The organism is Flavobacterium sp. CFS9, assembly GCF_041154745.1.
GTDB lineage: Bacteria > Bacteroidota > Bacteroidia > Flavobacteriales > Flavobacteriaceae > Flavobacterium.
This window is the reverse complement of record NZ_AP031573.1, coordinates 4,774,200-4,792,550: the sequence shown is the minus strand read 5'-3', so window position 1 is coordinate 4,792,550 and position 18,351 is coordinate 4,774,200. Positions and strand designations below refer to the sequence as shown.

The following is an 18,351-nucleotide window of genomic DNA, read 5'->3' as shown; positions in this document are numbered from 1 at the left end:
TTAATTAGGTTTTACTCTGTAATAAAGATTATTTCAATAATTTATTGAGATTAATTTTGTAGGTTTTGCCAATCGGGATTTTATAAGCCGCTATAAATATGATATTTCCTTCGATACTCTTGATATGTTTGGGGACAACAGCAAAAGATTTATGAACCTGTATCAGACAATTTTGTAAATAATTCTCCAGAAATGTAGAAAATTTTTCACGAAGGGTAATAGTTTCGGTTGTTGTTACTATCTTAATATAATTTCCTGTAGCTTCGACATACAAAACATTTTCTGCTTCCAATTGAATATATTTTTTATTATTGAGAACAAAAAATCTATTTGAAACAGAAGTGTTTTCAGTAAGAAAAGATTTTTGAGAAGAACTACTACCAGATACTTTATTGATAGCTTTTAAAAAACGTTCAAAACTGAAAGGTTTTAGCAAATAATCTACAATATTATGTTCATACCCTTCCAGGGCAAACTCCTGATAAGCTGTAGTTATGATCACTTTTGGTGGATTTTGTAAGGTTTTTAGAAAATCAAAGCCCTTTAATACTGGCATATTCAAATCTAAAAATAGTAAATCAACTTCATTTTTATTCAGATATTCAAATGCTTCTAAAGCATCAAAACAATTTTTCATTAACTGCATTTCTGGCAGTAAATCGCAATAGCTTTTTATGATTTCATGAGCCATGTACTCATCATCCACAATTAAATATTTAATCATAGTTCTATTAAAATTAATTCGGCCTTATAGATATTTTTCGTTATTGAAAAAGTCAATTTATGACGATTTGGATAAGTTAATTCTAATCTTCTTTTGAGATTTTTTAAACCTATTCCTGGTCTATTCTGAGTCTTTTCGTAATTGTTTTCAATTTGAAAATTGATTTGATTTTTATAATGGGTTAGACTCATTTTTATAAAAGCATTTTCTCTAAGTTTTTCTACACCATGCTTAAAAGCATTTTCTAAAAGTGTAATTAGTAATAAAGGAATGATTTTTTGATTCCCCTCAATATCATTAATAAAAACAATATCGATAGGTTTATGATATCTCATTTTATGGAGCTCTATAAAGTTTTTCAAAAAGCTGATTTCGTCTGCTACTGCAACAGTTTCTTTTTCGCCTTCATAAATGCTGTAACGCATCATATCCGATAGTTTCAATATCATTTCTTGCGCTCTTTCAGGATCTTTTCTAGTCCAGCCATATAAATTGTTGAGCATATTAAAAAAGAAATGTGGATTGACCTGACTCTTCAGAAGCATTAATTCGGCTTTTAATTTTTCATTTTTCAGTCTGGCCGCAAAAATAAGTTGTTTAACCAGCCAAAATAAACCCAATCCCATTAAAAAAATATAATAACAAATTACAATAAAGACTAGCTTTTGAGGATAATTTCCCAAAAACAAGACTGATCTGTCTTTAGTAAAAATTACTTCATAAGTCATAATGATTACAGGTACCAGTGCTGCAATCAAAAGAGCAGTCACAATCCATCTTGTATTTCGTTTTAGAAAATTCATAATGCAATTATACAATTATATGCATTCTTCCGCAAAGCTCTTGACAAATGATGGTTAAGTGATTTTGAAATGGCAGTATTGAGTGATGAAATTACTTTGATTATTTCAAGACATCTTTAATATACAATTTGGAGACGTTTATCCCAATTTCTTTTAAATGAATACAGTTCCTTATATGTTTGTCATTACCGTATAAAGTAAAGGAATTGGTTGAGCAGCGTATGTTTTTAGAAAAATAATTTAAAAGTATATGTGATAATTAAGCGGCTCAGCCGAATAATATGGTAAATGTAAAATTTAATAGATGAACAAAGAGCAATTTATAGAAGTAATACGGGAACATAAAAACATTATCTATAAGATTTGTCATACTTATTGTTCAAATAAAGAAAACCATAAAGATCTGGAGCAGGATATCATATTACAATTATGGAAATCAATGGATAGGTATAATGGCAGTGTAAAAATGAGCACATGGCTATACAGGATTGCTTTAAATACGGCTATTTCTTTTTACAGGAAAGAAGGAAAACGCAAACACATTTCTGATCAGTCAATATTATTGATAAGTGATGATAGCTACGATACACGTTTAGAAGAACAGACAGCCTTACTCCATGAATTCATTGCAAAATTGAATAGTCTGGATAAAGCCCTGATGGTATTATATCTTGATGACACCCGATACAGGGACATTGCGGTAATTCTAGGTATTAGTGAAAGTAATATAGCAACCAAAATAAACCGAATAAAAAGTAAACTAAAAGATTTTTTTAACCAACAAAATTTATAAAACTATGGATATCACAAATTTAAAAGAAGTATGGAAACAGTATGATAACAAGCTAGCCAAAAGTATCAGGCTTAATGAAATCGTACTTAGAAAAGCGAATCTGAACGCTTCTAAAAAAGAAATGACTAAACCTCTTAAGTATGAGTTGTGGAGTGCAATCTTTTTTCTATCTATGATTTTCTTAGCCACTTATTGGATTATGAAATACAAAGATAACTTGCCATTGCTGTTTTGTAGTATTATGTTACTATCAGCTTTACTATATAATATGGTTTTATCTGTAAAGAAGCTGAGATTTTTTTATAGTATAGATTACTACAACGCCGATGTTATAAGCTTGCAAACAAAGGTCTTATCAGTCAAACGAAGCATTTTGAAATACAGAAAAACGGAGTTGATTCTTCTCCCGATTACTTTTATTACCTCTATGGTGCTTTTTACTAAACAATTACATCATATTGATTTTTGGACATATAAAAGTATACTAGTACCAGTTATGACAATTGGTCTTTTAATTTCATTTTTGGGGACATTTTTAGTCAATAGGTTTATATACGACAAAAAGATAATGAAGACAGAAAATCTTTTACAGGAACTGAGAAACTATCAATCGGAAGTATTATAGCTTAAATCTAAAGCAATATTTAATCAAACCAGAAAACCAAGCAATTTAAAAAAGTATGAAAAAAAGAATTTTGAGATACATAAAACATGTGGTTACCACTTTTATAATTGTAGCATTTATTGCTGTTTCCTTTGGACTTTATCATGGTGCAAGTTTTCGTTATGCCGAAGACCCTTTAATGATGCATTGGGATAAAGATGGTCCTTATGTTTTTAAAAAAAATGACAGTACATTTACTGTAAATTATATTAAAGGTAATCAGGATGATGGATTTTATCTCGATCAGAAAGATTATTCATCCGGAACAAAAATTCCGGTTTATTGTTATTTTCCTTTAGATTCATCCCGTTTTGAGTTTACGATTGATAATGATATAAAAGTTCCTGAGAATACTTATAAAGGTAATTTTAAGATTTTAGCGGTCTCAGATATCGAAAGCGGATTTAAGACCTTTCGTGATTTTTTGATAAATGCTAAAGTAATTGATGAAAAATCAAATTGGACATTTGGAAATGGCCATTTAGTTTTGCTTGGTGATTTTGTTGACAGAGATTTTTCAACCACACAAGTACTTTGGTTCATTTATAAGTTAGAACAAGAAGCAAGAGAAAATAGTGGACGGGTTCATTATATTTTAGGGAATCATGAATTAAAAAATATGCAGGGGAATTTTGAATCAACATCACCTAAGTATTATCATGTAGCCTCTATTTTACAAAGAAAACAAACGGATTTGTATAGCTCGGATTCGTTTTTGGGAAAATGGATGTCAAGCAAAAATTCAATAGAACAGATTAACGGAATTTTATTTGCACACGGTGGGATACATCCCGACCTTGCTAATTACAAAACAAATTTAAACGAAGTCAATCGAATTATCCGAAGCAATTATTATAAATCATATTATCCGAAAGCAGAGAAAAGTTTAGAACAGTTATTGATTTCTTCGCATAATGGTATAAATTGGTACAGAGGGTATTTCAAAGAAGATTTAAAACAGGAAGATATAGAACGGGGGCTTAAGATCTTTAATGCAGAGTCGATAGTAGTGGGACATACTTTGCAATCAGAAGTTAACAAACAATTCGAAGGTAAGGTGATTGGTATTGATGTAAAGCACCCCAAAGATTATTCTAAAAGTATTCCTGATCAAAAATCACAGGGTCTGCTAATAGAAGAAGGCAAATATTACAGGCTTTTTCATGACGGAGAAAAAGAAGAGCTATAAGACAATTTCAATTCAAACATAAAATTAACACAGATGACTACAGAAGAACTAATATCATTTTTTGAAAGAGACTTAGATAAACTAATCTCCGAAATTGAACTCTACAAAGAAGAAGAGAATATTTGGAAAGTTGAAAGATCTATCTCTAACCCGGCAGGAAATCTGGCTCTTCACTTGGTGGGAAATTTAAACGAATTTATTGGGAAGTACATTGGGCATACAAATTATATTCGGGACAGAGATCTTGAATTTGCTCAAAAGAATGTTGCAAGAACAAAAATAATTGAAATGATAAAAGATACCCAAAAGATGATAAGAACGTCAATTAGCATGCTTTCAAAGGAAGAATTAGAAAAAGACTATCCAATTTTAAAGTTCTCAGAATCATGTACGACAGAGTATTTGCTGGTACATTTGATGACACATTTGACTTATCACTTAGGACAGATAAATTATCATAGGCGATTAATAGAGAAATGAGAACCTGAATTTGATCAGAAAATAAGATGTTGATATAAATATTGAAAAACAAACCTCTACTTAAATTAAAAGAGGTTTGTTTTACAATTAGTTTCTTAAATTTTGAGATACTATTGTATTGAATCAATAGCATTTTGTTAAGTTTTTCAAAACAATACATCAGACGTCTTACCTTGAGGAGCTATAAAAATTGTATTGTTATTTATGCTGTCTCCCGGATCTAAACTTATTTTTTATCACTTTTAAAATTATAGCTTCAAAAAAATGAATCAGTTTAAAACTGCTTTGTCCATTTTAGCAGTAAAATCAAAGAAACGCTATTTTTAATTAATTGAAAAACTACACAATTTTGATAAGTTGCTTATGTATGAAAATTACTTTAGTTAAAAATTCCGTTTTTTTCTGTTAGTATTATCGGTTTTCCGTCCGTTACAACAATTGTGTGCTCGTGTTGTGCCATAAAACCACCATTGTTCCCAACCATTGTCCAGCCGTCATTTAATTCTATAGCATATGTTGAATTAGTTGAAATAAAAGTTTCAATTGCTACTACGGCATTCTTCTTAAATCGTCTTTGATCAAAACGATTTCTATAATTCAAAATTTCATCAGGTTGTTCGTGTAAACTTTTTCCAATTCCGTGCCCGCCTAGATTTTTAATGACTTTAAAACCTCTTCTTTTTGCTTCCGTTTCGATTATATAGCCAATATCTGAAATTTTAACACCGCCCTTTATATTGTTAATTGCTTTTTCTAAGATTTCTCTTGAAGCATTAACTAATTTTTGATGTTGGTGAATGTCTTTTCCTAAAACGAATGAAGCCCCATTATCTGCCCAAAATCCGTCAAGTTCTGCTGAAACGTCAATGTTTATTAGATCGCCTTCTTTTAGAATTCTTTTGACAGAAGGAATTCCATGACAAAATTCATTACCAACACTTATGCAGCTCCAACCCGGAAAGCCATAAGTCAAATGTGGTGCAGACTTTGCTCCAAAATCAGATAAAATTTTTGCTCCGTATTGGTCGAGCTCGTTTGTACTCATTCCAGGCTGAGCGTAATCTATCATTGCTTTGAGAGTATAGGCAACAGCATCACTTGCTTTTTGCATTCCTAATAACTCTGATTCTTTTGTTATTGACATAGTTTTTTATTTTTGATGCATTATCGTTTAGTACTTTCTGTTAGTTACAAATATGTCTAATTACCTATTTTTATTAGTTCTTCAGCAATATTTGTTTTTGTAAAAAAAAACAAGTGAAATGCGTTGTTGTAGGTGTTTATTCTGAGTATAGTTTACTGACTGAACTTTTTGTAGCAAAACAGAAGACAACTCCAGTTTACTTTTCAGTATGCTACATGGTATTTTTTTATACAAAAATAGTGACGAGATATTACTTTGTGACCTTTTAAAGATAATATTTTCGGCGGTAATCCTACTACATAAATAATTCATACAAAATTATTCTTTTTTGATTTTTATTTTGTAAGATTTTTTATATCTTCATATCAGTAAATTACCTAAATTATTGTTGTTATACCAAAAATAGAATAATAAAAAAATTACAATTTAATCAATTTCGCAACTCTTAATTCTAAGTAATATGAAAGTTAAATCGTTAAAATTGGTAGTAATTCTTCTTTTTATTTCATCTAATAACATAGCTGCGCCATCGCCCCCAGTACCACAACCGCAATCTATACCTCCACCAGTTGGAGATCCTGTACCAATAGACAACGAAATTTCGATATTATTTCTAAGTGGAATAATACTTGGAGCTTTTTTTTTTAATTAAAAAAAGAAAAACATCCAATATATAGTTTTTGTAAATAAACGCTATTAATCTTAAAGTTAAAGTAATGAAGATCATAATTCTATTTATTTTCCTGTTGATTAATTCAAAATGTATCTCACAAATTTATTTCAGTCCAAATACGAACATGTATGTAAAGAATGAAGTGGTATTTGTTCAACAGGATATCAACTTAAGTTTGAATTCTAATCTGTATCTGCGTAATAATTCACAATTGTTACAGGGAACAACAGGGAATTCAACTAATTCGGGATTGGGTACATTGTCAGTTTATCAAAGGGGAACTTCGGATAATTTCGATTATAATTATTGGTGTTCTCCAGTTGGAAACGCCACGAATTCATCCGGAAATGGAAACTTTGGCATTACAATGCTGAGTAGACCTACCACGGCAATTGCTTCAGGGGCATCAACAATTCTACCCATAAGTAATTCCGATGGAACCTCTAACCCTCTGGCAATAGCATCAAAATGGGTTTATAAACTCATAAATGCCAATAATTATTCACAATGGATTTTTGTTGGGGGATCTACCATTTTAGCACCTGGGGAAGGTTTTTCAATGAAAGGAACCAGCGGAACTGATTCGACAGATCCTGAGGGAACCGGCGTTACCAATAATCCCGGCGGAGCCCAAAGGTATGATTTTAGAGGAAAACCAAATGATGGCAATATTACTATTTCCTTAGGGGCTAATAATGCCACTTTAACCGGAAATCCATATCCTTCAGCTTTACATTTAAATGCTTTTCTTTTAGATCCTTCTAACGCAAATACTGGAGGTATTGCCTACTTCTGGGAGCAGGATAAGACCGTAAATACACATACCTTAGTGAATTACAGAGGAGGATATGGCGCATATTCTCCAATCAGTTTGGGGTCTAATGGTGTATATGTACCAGCCACTTTCAATACCTATAACGCGGATGGCTCAGTAAACAATACGGGATTGTCTTCCGGGCTTGTAATACAAAGAAAATATTCTCCAATTGGTCAGGGATTTGTAATTAATGCCACCGCTAGCGGAACTGCGACGTTTAAAAATACCCAGAGGGCATTTTACAAACAAGGAAGTGGTTTGTCACAGTTTGAAAAACATATTCCTAAAGAAAAAAGCGACAAAGGAATGGAAGCTACCGAGGAGATTTCATACCTTAAATTGAATGTTATAATTAATAATGAATTTACCAGACAATTAGCCCTTGTATTTGTCTCTCGCGCAACAGATGGAGTTGATATTGGTATTGATGCGCTTGGTATGGACGAACTTCCCAATGATGTGAGTTTTTTAATTGAAAACAATAATTATATCATTCAGGGTGTAAATTTCGATCCTGAAAAAAAAATCCCCATAATCGTAAAGGCAACTACCAATACTACTTTTAAATTTAAGATTCCTGAAGTAATAAGTTGGGAAGCTTCGCAAATGATTTACCTCTATGATGCACTGAATAATTCTTTTCATGACATAAAAAATGGAATGTATGAGGTAAATCTTGAAAAGGGAGTTTACACAGATCGTTTTAAAATTACATTCAAAGACGATAAAACACTTAATACCAGTGACAAAAACTATAATCCGTTTTTCATTAATCAGGATAATATCAATAATAGTTTAAAAGTATCGAATCCCAAAAACCTTTCCTTAAGAACGTTCAAGCTTTATGAAATAACCGGGAAAGTTATTCTGCATAAAGAAAATCTGGGAACAGAACAAAATTATACTTTTTCAACCAATGGATTAAGCAGCGGAATTTATGTAGCTGAATTTTTAACTCTGAATAATGAAAGATTCACGGAGAAAATTATCGTTTTAAACTCTAAAAATTAACTGTCATTACTCAAAATAAACAACAGGAAAAAATAACTAAAATCAAAAATTATGATCAACAAACCTGCTCTTAGAAATCATAAAACATTCTTAGTGTTTCTCTTTCTTCTTTTTGGATTTATAGCTAATGCGCAAGTCGGAATTGGGACAATAACGCCAAATTCCAGTTCAATACTAGATCTTACCTCTACTACACAAGGATTACTTACGCCCAGAATGACAACTGCTCAAAGAACTGCGATCACAACTCCGGCTGATGGTCTTATAGTCTATGATACGGATTTGAAAGTTTTTTACTATTATTCAGCAGGCAGCACTTCATGGATGCCGTTAAGCAGCGGAGTGCAGGGAAGGATCAATTTTAAACGTATAAAATCTACGGATAATTTAGCCAATATTTTAGCTGATGAACTTGCCGCCGGAGGAGGCTCTAAATATCTTCTGAATTCCAGTACATTATATGAAATTAACGGTAATGTTACTTTTAATTTTCCTATTGACCTAAATAATGCTTATTTACAGGGAGTGGATTCCAATCAAGATGTTATTATCAGATCATCAGGAAATATTTTTGAAGGTGCCAACGGAGGAACTATAAAAGGTCTAACTCTTCTTGCTACAGCCGGAAACGTATTTAATCTTAGTGGAGCAGCGACTCAAAACTTAATATTCAGAGACTGCATAGTAGCTAATTCTAACTCTGTAGGAAGTATATCAGGCTTTGGATTGGTTTTTTTAAGTATCATTCAGTTCTCGGGAAATACAAATGGAATAACATACAACAATATCACGCAATTATTACTTAGTAATTTGGGGTGGTTCAGCAACAATTCAGGTACTTATGAAAAACTAACCGGAACTTTTACTCTTGTAGAAAAACAAGGCGGCTTCAGTCAGGTCAATGGTACTGCTATTGGATTTGATGTATCTTCAAATCCAACAATATCAGGAGATGCTGTCTTAGAAACAGTTGTTTTTACCGGTACCAACACTAGCGGATATGTAAAGCCCTATACTGCCGGTACGTATAGCGGATACAACTTTACCAATAGCTGGAACGTACGATGTTCTGGAATCCCTACCGAAACCGACGCCAGTGCTGTAGCCGATTTCACTATGGATTATCCTGTTGGCTCCGGTGCTTCTACAACCTTTAATACATCGAATCCAAGTAATATTGTTAAAGTTAATGGGAATTCAACATCCTATAATTTATTTAGATTTTCCTTAGATGCACCAACAAATAATAATAACAGATTGAGATATATGGGAAAAAAGAAACGAATTTTTCAGGTTACAGGCTCTATTTCCTTTCAAGTATCCGCAGTAGGAACCTATATAATCTATATTGCAAAGAATGGAACAGCTTTAACACAGAATAAAATTTATGGAAGAGGAGTAGCAATAAATGATATTATCGTCCTTCCTTTAAATGCTTCTGTTGAACTATTAACAAATGATTATCTTGAAGTTTATGCCCAACGATTCACAGGAGGAATAACTGACGCTATAATTGTTCCTAATATGACATTAACTGTTAAATAATTTTTTTAATTTGAATTAGTGTCATGTTTTCATAACAATTTATAATAGATGAATATGCAAATAAAAAGTAATGGATAAGTAGAGTTGTCTCTAATTCAATTTAACGAAATTAAAGAGATAAATACTATGTCTACCAAAAGAGATAACAGTCTGACTATGAATATAGTGTATGCGAAATTAATATCAGTTAAAATGTAATTTTATTTAGAAGAAGTCTATGAGATATGAAATATCTCATAGACTTCTGGTATTACAGGGCATTTGAACTATAGTTAAGCCATTATTGGATTTACGCCTGTGCGATAGCGAATAGACGTAGTAAATTATTCTGAATGCATGGTAATTGTTAGCTGTTGTTTTTTTATAAGTTGCATACCTCTCTCGCTACGATATCCATAAAAGATTCAGGATAGATTTCTTCCAATCTTATTACAGCGTTTTCTGATTTTTCGATCTTTCCTTTTTTGTCATAAGTGATTACCTTAATTAAATCATAGGTTTTCTCCAAACATTTTAATTCGACCAGCATCAATTCACGATTTCCGCCAAAGAAGAGTTCCTTTAATTCGGCATTTTTAATTGGCCGTATGGGAACAGTATGACTTATCCAGAATTTTAAATAATCACTATCTTTTTCAGGAGATGTGATATAGATTTTCTCGCCGTCGTTGTCCTTGGCAATAAATTTAAAGTCCTTGTCAGATTGACAAAAACAAATTAACGGTAAAAGAAAAGTAATGACCAAAGGAAAGTTCTTCATATAAATATGCTTTTATAAAATAACTGCTAGCTTTCTTGTTCTTGACAAGGTTGAAGAATAACTATGCGGTTTTTTCGGTTTTATACAATTTTCTTAAATACAAAAGTAATTTTCCATTAAGGCAATTGCCAAAATTCTTTCTAGCAGCTGTTGACGATAGTGTTCTTTTGTTTGTTTATGCTTTCCGGCTATAAGTACAATTGTTTTTGTTTATTTTTTGGAAACGCACCTCAATTATTACAGATATCGAAGAGTTCATTCACGTACTTTCCATAAAAACTCTATTGTCGGGCTCAGTTGATTTTCATTGCAATAGAAAAGATTCGCCTGAATGCATAGGCCCTATCTGAACAAATCAAATAGGGCTCGTTGATCGTATAGAAGTAAGGGGAAATTATTTCTTTTCGTATTTTTTTACTCTTTGATTAATTTTACCAAATAGGGAATCACCGACTGCATTTTTCATTTCAATTTCAATTTTGTCTCCAAATTTCAAAAATGGAGTGGAAGGTTTTCCGTCTTTTATGGTTTCCAGACATCTGATCTCAGCAATACAGCTGGATCCCGTTGGACTTCCCTGATTGGCCACCGTGCCTGAACCAATAACTGTGCCGGCCATTAATGAACGGGTTTTTGCAGCATGGGCAATTAATTCGCCAAAATTAAAGGTCATGTCGACGCCTGCATTGGGAGTCCCTACAATTTCATCATTTAATATTGATATCAATGGTAAGTGCAGTTTACCGTTAATAAATTCGTCTTTTAATTCATCTACAGAAATGATAACAGGAGCAAAAGAAGTCCAAGGTTTGGATTGATAGAATCCGAATTGTTTAGAGAGTTCATTGGGAATTAGGTTTCTGAGTGAAACATCGTTTATTATTGTTACAAATTTAATATGATTTAAGGCATCTTGAGCACTTACACCAGCAGGAACATCATCAGTGATTACAGCAACTTCAGATTCAAAATCAATTCCCCACTCTTCATTTTCAATCTCTATGGCATCATAAGCTCCAATAAAAGCATCCGAGGCCCCCATATACATTAGAGGATCTGTCCAAAAAGATTCAGGAAGCTCTGCGTTTCTTGCTTTTCGAACAAGTTCGACATGAGTAACATAGGCGCTTGCATCTGCCCAGTGATAAGCTCTTGGAATTGGAGCTAGAACACGCACGCTTGTAAAATCAAAACTACCGATTGTTAATTTGCCAGAGTTTAGTTGCTGGTAAATATCTTGAAGTTTCTTTTCATTGATTGGCCAGTTATCGATTGCCTGTTGCATGGTTACGGCAATTTCAGTAACCCGGATGGCTTTTGTCAGTTCTTTATTTACAACAACCAATTCTCCATCTCTGGTGTTATTATCTATTGATGCTAGTTTCATTATAATACTTCGTTTAGTTTTTTTATTCGTTTTAAGTTTAACTGATTCAATATTAGTTGTCAAAAGTATTTGACGAAGTTTTTGATGTTTAGAACGAATATATGAAATAAAGATACATTTACAGCTACTCCATAATAAATTCAATTTTTATAAAATAATAGCTATTCTTGGATTGAGCCCAATATAAAAAAGAGAACAATGTAATTACCGGTTCTGTCGCATTCTGGAATAACTTTTATCTGAATAAAGATGGATTCTAATACAACAGATAGTAGCGGCAGATTTAAACATAAAGATTATAATCAAAATTGGTACACTGAGGATATTATTATGAAATTTGTAGGAGGAAATATAGATAGGCAGCAAAAATCAATTTTTAAATTTAAAAAATGGGGTTTTCTAATAAAAGATTGCAATATTTCATTATGCTAATTTTTACTTATTTTATTCATCCACGTCATTTTATTTCTTAAATTCATGGTAGTCATATATTCTTAATATTAAGAAATGAAAAAAACTAAAATTTATGACCGTAATTTTAGAATAAATATTGTAAAACTAGGGCTCGAAACAAATTTTTCTAAAGTTGCAAAAGAATTTGGCATAGCAGCTACAAACATCTATAGATGGAAAAATGAGTTCCAGAAATATGGTGAAGAAAGTTTTTGTAGACGTGGTCATTCTAGAACCCCTGAACAAAAAAGATTTTCCGAACTTAAAAGAACATTTAAACAAAAACTTAAGAATACAGAAATTGAAATTGAAATTTTTAAGAATGCAAGCAAATATATCTTTGAAGGAAAACCTATGATTTTTCATTTTATTGAAAACAATTTAGACACATATTCGCTTCGGAGAATGTGCAAAGTTTTAGGTATAGGAGAGAATACGTATCATAGATGGAAAAATCAAATAATATCTCCAAGGCAACGTCAAACAATCCTATTGCAAGAAGAAATAACTTCTATATTTAATGAATATAATGGGATATATGGTAATGTAAAGATTTCAGCAGAATTACAAAGTAGAGGTTTCAAATTATCACGTGCTCAGGTTACTCTCTACATGAAAAAACTAGGTCTTTCTAGCAAGGTTAGAAGAAGAGATAAAGCGACATCGAGTAAATTTTATAATCCTTGCGTTTTTCCCAATGTTCTCAATCGACAATTTATAGCTGAAGAGCCTTCTCAGATTTGGGTTTCGGGAATAACCAACATAGAAACAATGACTGGATTTTTGTTCCTAACAATTGTTATGGATTTATTTGACAAAAAAATTATAGGATGGAATCTGAGTGATGGACTAACAATAATAGAAACTTCTATACCCTCCTGGGAAATGGCGGTTCATAATCGAAAAATAAAGAAGGGGTTAATATTTCATTCTGATCGATCTCCTCAATACGCTAATAAATTGTTTACTGATAAATTAAAATCTTGTAAAAAAATCAGACAAAGCATGAGCCGAACAAGGAATCATTTAGATAATGTGATCCCTATAAGTTTTTTTACTTCCCTTAAATCTGAATTAGCCGCTTTACATACGCTTCTGACTAAAAAACAAATGGAAGAAAAAATACTTGAATATATTGAAAATCCGCATTAAAAAAGAAGCCGTTTTTCACGAATAATTAAACTTCAGAATATGAAAAAATACGAACGTTCTTTTAAAGTATATGCGGTTAAATTAAGTTATGGCAGAGGAAAGGGGCAAATTGAAAATCTTGAAAAAGAGCTGGGGATAACTCGAGGTTGTTTAAATAGATGGCGGAAAGACTTTAAAAAATTTGGAAAAGGAAGTTTTTGTGGAGGTGGTTACTTAAAATTAACTCCTGAACAAGCCTTAATTACTAATCTTGAAAAAAAGCTCAAAGAGTCACAGCATACACTGGAAATTTTAAAAAGTGGAAGTAAATACGTTTCTCAAGGAAAAGCAATGATTAAACAATTCATTGAAAACAATAAATCTAAATTCTCAATTTTAAAGATATGTACCGTCTTAGAAGTGTCGAGGAGTACATATTACAGAAGAAAAAAACAAGAACATACAAACACAGAAATTCGGGTAAATTTATTAAAAGAGCAAATTACAGCTATATTTTATGAATTTAAACATACATATGGTTGTATAAAAATTACTAAAGAACTTGAAAAGAGAGGATTTACAATACATAGCTCGCGAGTATCACTATATATGAAAATGCTGGGACTTCGAAGAAAAGTCAAAAGAAAGTATAAGGTCACAACTGATTCAACTCATAATCATTATGTGTCTCCAAATGTATTAAATAGAGAATTTAGAGTTAATGAACCTTCTAAAGCTTGGGTTTCCGATATTACACACATACAAACAACGAACGGCTTTCTATACCTAACCATTGTTATGGATTTATTTGACAGGAAAATCATTGGATGGAGTTTAGGCGATCGATTGAGCACTAAACAAACTACCTTGCCTGCTTGGGAAATGGCGATTAAAAACAGGAAAATTGCTAAAGACTTAATTTTCCATTCTGATAGAGGTGTTCAATATGCCAATAAAATTTTCACCAGTACATTAGACTCCTATAAATGTGTTCGGCGTAGTATGAGTCGGAGACAAAGTCATTATGATAATGCCGTTTCTGAAAGTTTTTTCAATTCTTTTAAAGCTGAGTTAATCAATGGAAATAAACTCCTACCGAGGAACCAAATGAAAATGAAAGTATATGAATACATTGAAAATTGGTACAATAAAAAAAGAAGACATTCATTCTTAGGTTACAAGACGATCGAAGAGTTTGATAAAATTAATAATTTAATCTAAAAGTTCCAGATCAATTATTCGTTAAGTATTAAAGATCTCTTACTTATTAGTTTCAGTTCCATTAGATTGTAAAAGAACTGAACTAGCAAGTTGCTTTGTAATTTGTAACCACACAGATTTTAAATTCCAAAGAGCCCTTTTTTCTAGTTGTCTGTTTAGTTTCAAATTTTTAAAGAGTTGAATTATTTTACCCTCGTTTCTTTAATAATTTATGTAACTAAAAAAACAATCTCGTATTTTTTTTAACCTCTTTAGCTTTTGTGGTAAAGATGGAGGTAACTCCAATACCAATGTGCCGCGATTTTGCCACAAAACTCAAAACATGTCTTTTGTGGTTAGTAATGATGTATGAATTTGTATCTTATATGTACTTCAAAAGCATTTTAATTTACTCAATAGTACAAAACTAATTTCTGGGAGTGAAATTAGCAAAACATTTTAAATCTAATTCTTTAAAAATAATCAATCAATTTCCAATCATTATTTTTCGATACTCAATAATATTCAGATTATTAAGGTGTTTATACCTTCCATAGATGTTGTAAAATTTTTCAATGTAGTCTAAAATTACGAATTCAGCTTAATGTTTGTTTCTAAAACGATTTTGGTAAATCAGTTCTATTTTCAATGTCTTGAAGAAACTTTCTGTCACAGCATTGTCTTTGCAGTTTAATATATTCGAACCTCGGCTTCTTTGAGCCTTATTTGGTTGGATTTCTAGTTTTCAAGAACATCATATGCCATGATTTTGTCCTGATGGATATTACAAAGTAAAGCAAGATTATAAATAATTTGCTGCCTTAACTTTTCCTGATAATATAGAAGGCAATTCTAATAGTATGATTAAATGTTTATTATGGGCGTTTGAACGAATTTAGCGAATTTGATCCCTTTCTATTTTTTTTATTTGATGGGTTCGGGGGGTATATATTAGGATATATTTTGATGTGCTGGTTACGTAGTAACATTCTGTATCACTTTTTTTTAAAACGAAGGAACCATCTTTTAGCTGTATGTCTTTTTTTCTTGCTGCTTTTTGATAATACTTAGCATCTGCGCTGGCGGCACATATTAAAAATATACCTGAGAAGACTACAAAAAGATATTGAGCATGCTTTGTAAAAAATAGATAAGCTATTGTAATACATATAGAAATAATCATTAGTATAATCGTCTGGGTATGGTTAAAATGACTGATATTACATAAAATATATGTAAGAAGACAGACCAACCCTGTTGTTACGAATTGAAGATGAAATTTCCAAAAATGTAACGCTGTTGCGGAGATTACAGCAGATAGCATTAAGACAGTAAGAGTATACCAGAGTACCGTTCCTTTATAATAAAGGATATAGTAAACGTCGTCAAAAGTGTAGCAAAACTCAAAATAATCGGTATTGAATTTTTCCAAGAGAATTCTCCAATAAGTAAAAGCAGAAAGCGGTAAGACAACAGCAAATGACGCTAACAGATTCGTAATCTCTGCTCTTTGTATTTCTGTGCGACGCCGTTCAGATAATCTTTGTGCCTTTCTACTGAGTGACCACAATTGTTTTTTCATTATTCTTTGAAGGTATTTCAATTTAGTGAAGGTATTCATTTATGCTGTATTGATTTTATGTTGATACTCTAAACCTGTACAATAAGCCTTTCTCAAAGGTACTTAGGAAGCGAGTACTATTGTTAGCTGCATACAATTATAATGATATAAATTGTGATAAGCAGCTAAATCTTTAGTAAGAATAAAATTATCTAAAAAACAGGTATAAATACCTGTTTTTTAGATAAAAGCATGGCTAATACGGAAACACGTAAGGACATGGGAGTTCAATCTCATAGTTTTGCGCGCAAAAAAAATGAAATGATTATGCTTATGAAAAAATGTTACTTGTTGCTCTTTTTTATTTTACCTTTTTTTATCTATTCTCAGGACATTCTCTGGGAAAAATCATATGGGGGGCAGCATGCTGATTATTTGTTTGATGCCCAGCCTACGGCCGATTACGGATTTATTCTCACGGGCAGCTCTTTGTCAAATAAAACCGGAAATAAAGACGATGATAATCATGGGGATCTGGATTACTGGATCTGGAAAATGAGTGAAAAAGGAGATCTGGTCTGGCAAAAAAGCATAGGCGGAAGCGGATTTGATTTGCTGCAGAGCATTAAAAACACCAGAGACGGAGGTTTTATCCTGGCAGGAACTTCAGATTCGGGGAGAGGTTTTCAAAAGAATGAAAAATGCAAAGGACTTACTGACTTTTGGGTCATCAAATTAGATGCTTCAGGCAGCGAACAATGGCAACGAACCATTGGCGGTAAAGGAAAAGACGAACTCTTGTGTGCTTTTCAAACCAAAGACGGAGGTTATATGTTAGGAGGCTCTTCGAGTTCTGATTATTCAGGGAATGTACTTACCGGAACAAACGGAACTCCTCAGGCGACCAAAAAAGCAGATCAGTTTAACAAATCAGAGAAATGCCGTGGTAACATGGACTACTGGATTGTTAAACTGGACAAACAGGGTGATGTGGAATGGCAAAAGACTTACGGAGGAGCCTATACCGATGTACTGAGGAGTATGGAACAAACTACAGATAACGGATACATACTGGCAGGTTATTCCAATTCGCCCATTTCAGGTGATAAAACTGCGAACAATAAAGGAGTAGGAGATTTTTGGGTTCTTAAAATAAAGGATACAGGTGAAATTCAATGGCAAAGTACTTATGGAGCCGAAGGAGACGATCAGCCTTATGTTATTCACCAGACAGCTGATGGCGGTTATATTGCAGGCGGAAATTCCAACAGTAAAAATGCTCTGACCACCATAGGCGGTATAGTCGGAAACGGAACCGATTACTGGATACTCAAACTCGATAAAGACGGAGGGGTGGTATGGAGCAAAACGTATGACTTTGGAAAAACAGACATCCTGACCTCTCTGGTAGAAAATAAAGATCAAAGTTATCTCATAGGTGGTTATGCGCAAAGTGAAAGCAGACGCCCGCGTGAAGGGATCGTTGCCAAAGCGCTTAACTCCGTCAGCAAAGAAAAGGAAGGAATTAACGATTATATCGCGATGAAAATTGACGATAAAGGAGAAGAAATCTGGAACAAAACGGTAGGCAGTGCCGGAGAAGATATCCTCAGAAAGTTAATCGAAACCAGAGATGGAGGGTATCTGATGGCAGGAACCTCCAATTCGGCTGCGTCGAGAGATAAAAACGGCAGTATGGGAGGCAATGATTTTTGGGTGGTGAAACTCAAAGACAAAACCAAAGTGGATAAAGTAAAGTCCAGTATCGAAGCCATTCCGAATCCTGCATCCACTTATACCAATGTGATTATAGGGTATGATTTTAAAGAAGGTACAGCCACTGTGATCGACATTACCGGACGTACCTTACAAGAATTTGACATCAATAGCAGAACCGTACCGGTTAATTTGAGCGGATACTCAGAAGGAATCTATATCATCAAAGTGAGAACAGATGTTAAGACAGAATCTGTTAAAGTGATTAAATCTGTTCATTAGAAAATACGAGGAAATAAT

General features: G+C 32.6%; 15 protein-coding genes. 9 read left to right on the top strand and 6 right to left on the bottom strand.

Annotation, left to right across the window (positions count from 1 at the left end):
• Positions 1-28: 28 nt before the first annotated feature.
• Together ACAM30_RS20140 and ACAM30_RS20135 are read right to left on the bottom strand one after the other, a co-directional pair.
• The gene (locus ACAM30_RS20140) at positions 29-724 is read right to left on the bottom strand and encodes a LytR/AlgR family response regulator transcription factor (protein WP_369616299.1); all 696 of its coding nucleotides are present in this window, start codon (positions 722-724) and stop codon (positions 29-31) included.
• Positions 721-1,527, bottom strand: coding sequence for a sensor histidine kinase (locus ACAM30_RS20135; protein ID WP_369616298.1), 807 nt, complete (start codon positions 1,525-1,527; stop codon positions 721-723). Before ACAM30_RS20135 ends, ACAM30_RS20140 begins: the two co-directional genes overlap by 4 nt.
• A 304-nt stretch (positions 1,528-1,831) precedes the next feature.
• On the opposite strand from ACAM30_RS20135, the gene ACAM30_RS20130 reads away from it, so the two are divergent.
• From ACAM30_RS20130 to ACAM30_RS20115, 4 genes are read left to right on the top strand one after another with little or no spacing between them, the layout of a single operon-like run.
• Entirely contained in the window at positions 1,832-2,320 is a 489-nt protein-coding gene (locus ACAM30_RS20130) for an RNA polymerase sigma factor (protein WP_369616297.1), read from the top strand.
• Positions 2,321-2,324: 4 nt separating this feature from the next.
• Positions 2,325-2,945, top strand: a complete 621-nt coding sequence (locus ACAM30_RS20125) for a hypothetical protein (RefSeq protein WP_369616296.1) — start codon at positions 2,325-2,327, stop codon at positions 2,943-2,945.
• Between the two features lie 55 nt (positions 2,946-3,000).
• On the top strand, positions 3,001-4,173 hold the full coding sequence (locus tag ACAM30_RS20120; protein ID WP_369616295.1) for a metallophosphoesterase: 1,173 nt from the start codon (positions 3,001-3,003) through the stop codon (positions 4,171-4,173).
• Positions 4,174-4,206: 33 nt separating this feature from the next.
• Complete coding sequence (locus ACAM30_RS20115; RefSeq protein ID WP_369616294.1) at positions 4,207-4,653, top strand: DUF1572 family protein; 447 nt, start codon at positions 4,207-4,209, stop codon at positions 4,651-4,653.
• A 379-nt stretch (positions 4,654-5,032) separates the two neighbouring features.
• Here the strand turns inward: ACAM30_RS20115 and map are convergent, their stop codons facing one another.
• Entirely contained in the window at positions 5,033-5,797 is a 765-nt protein-coding gene (map, locus tag ACAM30_RS20110; RefSeq protein WP_369616293.1) for a type I methionyl aminopeptidase, read from the bottom strand.
• Positions 5,798-6,513: 716 nt separating this feature from the next.
• Between map and ACAM30_RS20105 the strand changes: the two genes are divergently transcribed.
• A complete protein-coding gene (locus tag ACAM30_RS20105) occupies positions 6,514-8,298 on the top strand; it encodes a T9SS type A sorting domain-containing protein (protein WP_369616292.1) in 1,785 nt (594 codons plus the stop codon).
• A 51-nt stretch (positions 8,299-8,349) separates the two neighbouring features.
• Positions 8,350-9,843: a hypothetical protein gene (locus ACAM30_RS20100; RefSeq protein WP_369616291.1), complete on the top strand. Its 1,494-nt coding sequence runs from the start codon at positions 8,350-8,352 to the stop codon at positions 9,841-9,843.
• A gap of 361 nt (positions 9,844-10,204) precedes the next feature.
• Here ACAM30_RS20100 and ACAM30_RS20095 read toward each other — a convergent pair whose 3' ends face one another.
• Both ACAM30_RS20095 and ACAM30_RS20090 read right to left on the bottom strand, forming a co-directional pair.
• Complete coding sequence (locus ACAM30_RS20095; protein ID WP_369616290.1) at positions 10,205-10,603, bottom strand: hypothetical protein; 399 nt, start codon at positions 10,601-10,603, stop codon at positions 10,205-10,207.
• Between the two features lie 394 nt (positions 10,604-10,997).
• Positions 10,998-11,990: a fumarylacetoacetate hydrolase family protein gene (locus ACAM30_RS20090; RefSeq protein ID WP_369616289.1), complete on the bottom strand. Its 993-nt coding sequence runs from the start codon at positions 11,988-11,990 to the stop codon at positions 10,998-11,000.
• Positions 11,991-12,497: 507 nt separating this feature from the next.
• Between ACAM30_RS20090 and ACAM30_RS20085 the strand changes: the two genes are divergently transcribed.
• Together ACAM30_RS20085 and ACAM30_RS20080 are read left to right on the top strand one after the other, a co-directional pair.
• Complete coding sequence (locus ACAM30_RS20085) at positions 12,498-13,595, top strand: IS3 family transposase (protein WP_369616288.1); 1,098 nt, start codon at positions 12,498-12,500, stop codon at positions 13,593-13,595.
• Between the two features lie 24 nt (positions 13,596-13,619).
• Entirely contained in the window at positions 13,620-14,795 is a 1,176-nt protein-coding gene (locus tag ACAM30_RS20080; RefSeq protein ID WP_369618669.1) for an IS3 family transposase, read from the top strand.
• Positions 14,796-15,669: 874 nt separating this feature from the next.
• Here the strand turns inward: ACAM30_RS20080 and ACAM30_RS20075 are convergent.
• Positions 15,670-16,356, bottom strand: a complete 687-nt coding sequence (locus tag ACAM30_RS20075) for a hypothetical protein (RefSeq protein WP_369616287.1) — start codon at positions 16,354-16,356, stop codon at positions 15,670-15,672.
• 312 nt (positions 16,357-16,668) lie between these two features.
• On the opposite strand from ACAM30_RS20075, the gene ACAM30_RS20070 reads away from it, so the two are divergent.
• Positions 16,669-18,333, top strand: coding sequence for a T9SS type A sorting domain-containing protein (locus tag ACAM30_RS20070; RefSeq protein ID WP_369616286.1), 1,665 nt, complete (start codon positions 16,669-16,671; stop codon positions 18,331-18,333).
• The last annotated feature ends 18 nt before the right edge of the window (positions 18,334-18,351 follow it).

Coding starts and splice junctions, on each gene's coding strand:
- ACAM30_RS20135 (WP_369616298.1), bottom strand. CDS start 1,527: ATGAATTTTCTAAAACGAAATACAAGATGGATTGTGACTGCTCTTTTG.
- ACAM30_RS20070 (WP_369616286.1), top strand. CDS start 16,669: ATGAAAAAATGTTACTTGTTGCTCTTTTTTATTTTACCTTTTTTTATC.
- ACAM30_RS20100 (WP_369616291.1), top strand. CDS start 8,350: ATGATCAACAAACCTGCTCTTAGAAATCATAAAACATTCTTAGTGTTT.
- ACAM30_RS20075 (WP_369616287.1), bottom strand. CDS start 16,356: ATGAAAAAACAATTGTGGTCACTCAGTAGAAAGGCACAAAGATTATCT.
- ACAM30_RS20115 (WP_369616294.1), top strand. CDS start 4,207: ATGACTACAGAAGAACTAATATCATTTTTTGAAAGAGACTTAGATAAA.
- ACAM30_RS20095 (WP_369616290.1), bottom strand. CDS start 10,603: ATGAAGAACTTTCCTTTGGTCATTACTTTTCTTTTACCGTTAATTTGT.
- ACAM30_RS20125 (WP_369616296.1), top strand. CDS start 2,325: ATGGATATCACAAATTTAAAAGAAGTATGGAAACAGTATGATAACAAG.
- ACAM30_RS20120 (WP_369616295.1), top strand. CDS start 3,001: ATGAAAAAAAGAATTTTGAGATACATAAAACATGTGGTTACCACTTTT.
- map (WP_369616293.1), bottom strand. CDS start 5,797: ATGTCAATAACAAAAGAATCAGAGTTATTAGGAATGCAAAAAGCAAGT.
- ACAM30_RS20130 (WP_369616297.1), top strand. CDS start 1,832: ATGAACAAAGAGCAATTTATAGAAGTAATACGGGAACATAAAAACATT.
- ACAM30_RS20105 (WP_369616292.1), top strand. CDS start 6,514: ATGAAGATCATAATTCTATTTATTTTCCTGTTGATTAATTCAAAATGT.
- ACAM30_RS20090 (WP_369616289.1), bottom strand. CDS start 11,990: ATGAAACTAGCATCAATAGATAATAACACCAGAGATGGAGAATTGGTT.
- ACAM30_RS20085 (WP_369616288.1), top strand. CDS start 12,498: ATGAAAAAAACTAAAATTTATGACCGTAATTTTAGAATAAATATTGTA.
- ACAM30_RS20140 (WP_369616299.1), bottom strand. CDS start 724: ATGATTAAATATTTAATTGTGGATGATGAGTACATGGCTCATGAAATC.